A 3201-nucleotide genomic window follows, 5' to 3' on the forward strand; every position below is an offset into this window, starting at 1 on the left:
CTCTGTGATTTATCACAGTTTCCTGACCTGACGAAGGCTGGAAAAATCATTAACAGAATATATTTGAGTTGAAATAATTTGTTCATACTCGTTTGATTTAACCTAACAAGCAATTGTGAAAGTTGAATGAAATGAGTTACTAGCGAAATTAACTGAATCAAGCGTTTTGGTATATGAATCTAATTGAAGCTGTACAGTGATTAAGTTCACGAGACTCTAACTGTGGCGATTAAGTTCGCAACGCAACATCTTCACTTGTAGGAGATGGGCGACTGTTTGGGGTTGTATAGTCAAGTAATTAAGTGCATGTGGTGGATGCCTTGGCAGTCAGAGGCGATGAAAGACGTAATAGCCTGCGATAAGCTCCGGGGAGGCGGCAAATATCCTGTGATCCGGAGATTTCTGAATGGGGAAACCCACCCGCTATAAGGCGGGTATCATAAACTGAATACATAGGTTTATGAGGCGAACGAGGGGAAGTGAAACATCTCAGTACCCTTAGGAAAAGAAATCAATTGAGATTCCCTCAGTAGCGGCGAGCGAACGGGGAAAAGCCCATTAAGTTATCTAAGCTTTAGTGGAACGCTCTGGGAAGTGCGACCATAGTAGGTGATAGTCCTGTACGCGAAAGGGCTTAGATAATGATGTCGAGTAGGGCGAGGCACGTGAAACCTTGTCTGAATATGGGGGGACCATCCTCCAAGGCTAAATACTCCTGACTGACCGATAGTGAACCAGTACCGTGAGGGAAAGGCGAAAAGAACCCCTGTGAGGGGAGTGAAATAGATCCTGAAACCGCATGCATACAAGCAGTGGGAGCCAACTTGTTTGGTGACTGCGTACCTTTTGTATAATGGGTCAGCGACTTACATTCAGTAGCAAGGTTAACCGATTAGGGGAGCCGTAGAGAAATCGAGTCTTAATAGGGCGTTTAGTTGCTGGGTGTAGACCCGAAACCGGGTGATCTATCCATGAGCAGGTTGAAGGTTGGGTAACACTAACTGGAGGACCGAACCCACTGTCGTTGAAAAGCCAGGGGATGACTTGTGGATAGGGGTGAAAGGCTAATCAAACTCGGTGATAGCTGGTTCTCCCCGAAAGCTATTTAGGTAGCGCCTCGGACGAATACCATTGGGGGTAGAGCACTGTTTCGGCTAGGGGGTCATCCCGACTTACCAAACCGATGCAAACTCCGAATACCAATGAGTACTATCCGGGAGACAGACTGCGGGTGCTAACGTCCGTAGTCAAGAGGAAAACAATCCAGACCGCCAGCTAAGGCCCCAAAATTATAGTTAAGTGGGAAACGATGTGGGAAGGCATAGACAGCTAGGAGGTTGGCTTAGAAGCAGCCACCCTTTAAAGAAAGCGTAATAGCTCACTAGTCGAGTCGGCCTGCGCGGAAGATGTAACGGGGCTAAAACTATATGCCGAAGCTGCGGATTTACACATTAGTGTAAGTGGTAGGGGAGCGTTCTGTAAGCCGATGAAGGTGGATTGAGAAGTCTGCTGGAGGTATCAGAAGTGCGAATGCTGACGTGAGTAACGACAAAACGGGTGAAAAACCCGTTCGCTGAAAGACCAAGGGTTCCAGTCCAACGTTAATCGGGGCTGGGTGAGTCGACCCCTAAGGCGAGGCCGAGAGGCGTAGTCGATGGGAAATTGGTTAATATTCCAATACTTCAGTGTAATGCGATGAGAGGACGGAGAAGGTTAAGTCAGCCTGGCGTTGGTTGTCCAGGTGAAAGGAAGTAGGCATGTATCTTAGGCAAATCCGGGGTACTCTATGCTGAGATCTGACAGCAAGCTGTACTTGTACAGTGAAGTGGCTGATACCATACTTCCAGGAAAAGTCTCTAAGCTTCAGTTACACTGGAATCGTACCCGAAACCGACACAGGTGGTCAGGTCGAGTAGACCAAAGCGCTTGAGAGAACTCTGCTGAAGGAACTAGGCAAAATGGTACCGTAACTTCGGGAGAAGGTACGCTGCTTTTGGTGATGGAACTTGCTTCCTGAGCTGAGAGCAGCCACAGAAACCAGGCCCCTGCAACTGTTTATTAAAAACATAGCACTCTGCAAACACGAAAGTGGACGTATAGGGTGTGATGCCTGCCCGGTGCTGGAAGGTTAATTGATGGGGTTAGCGTAAGCGAAGCTCTTGATCGAAGCCCCAGTAAACGGCGGCCGTAACTATAACGGTCCTAAGGTAGCGAAATTCCTTGTCGGGTAAGTTCCGACCTGCACGAATGGCATAATGATGGGGGCGCTGTCTCCAGCAGAGGCTCAGTGAAATCGAAATCGCCGTGAAGATGCGGTGTACCCGCGGCTAGACGGAAAGACCCCGTGAACCTTTACTGCAGCTTGACATTGAACTTTGATCTTACTTGTGTAGGATAGGTGGGAGGCTTTGAAACCGAGACGCTAGTTTCGGTGGAGCCAATCTTGAAATACCACCCTGGTAATATTGAGGTTCTAACTCTGTCCCGTTATCCGGGACGAGGACCATGTCTGGTGGGTAGTTTGACTGGGGCGGTCTCCTCCTAAAGAGTAACGGAGGAGTACGAAGGTGCGCTCAGCGTGGTCGGAAATCACGCGTAGAGTATAAAGGCAAAAGCGCGCTTAACTGCGAGACCCACAAGTCGAGCAGGTACGAAAGTAGGTCTTAGTGATCCGGTGGTTCTGTATGGAAGGGCCATCGCTCAACGGATAAAAGGTACTCTGGGGATAACAGGCTGATACCGCCCAAGAGTTCATATCGACGGCGGTGTTTGGCACCTCGATGTCGGCTCATCTCATCCTGGGGCTGAAGCAGGTCCCAAGGGTATGGCTGTTCGCCATTTAAAGAGGTACGCGAGCTGGGTTTAGAACGTCGTGAGACAGTTCGGTCCCTATCTACCGTGGGCGCTGGAAATTTGAGAGGATCTGCTCCTAGTACGAGAGGACCAGAGTGGACGAACCTCTGGTGTACCGGTTGTGACGCCAGTCGCATCGCCGGGTAGCTATGTTCGGAAGGGATAACCGCTGAAAGCATCTAAGCGGGAAGCCTACCTCAAGATAAGATTTCCCTTGGACTTTATGTCCACTAAAGAGCCGTTGAAGACTACGACGTTGATAGGTTGGATGTGGAAGTGCGGTGACGCATGAAGCTGACCAATACTAATTGCTCGTGAGGCTTGACTATACAACACCCAAACAGTTGT

The 3201-nt window shown here is 49.2% G+C and carries 1 rRNA gene; it reads left to right on the forward strand.

From position 1 onward, the window contains the following. Nucleotides 1-288: 288 nt before the first annotated feature. A 23S ribosomal RNA gene (locus FTU79_RS16290) occupies nucleotides 289-3182 on the forward strand. The last annotated feature ends 19 nt before the right edge of the window (nucleotides 3183-3201 follow it).

The sequence above is a fragment of the Acinetobacter sp. YH12144 genome (assembly GCF_013418345.1).
GTDB lineage: Bacteria > Pseudomonadota > Gammaproteobacteria > Pseudomonadales > Moraxellaceae > Acinetobacter > Acinetobacter amyesii.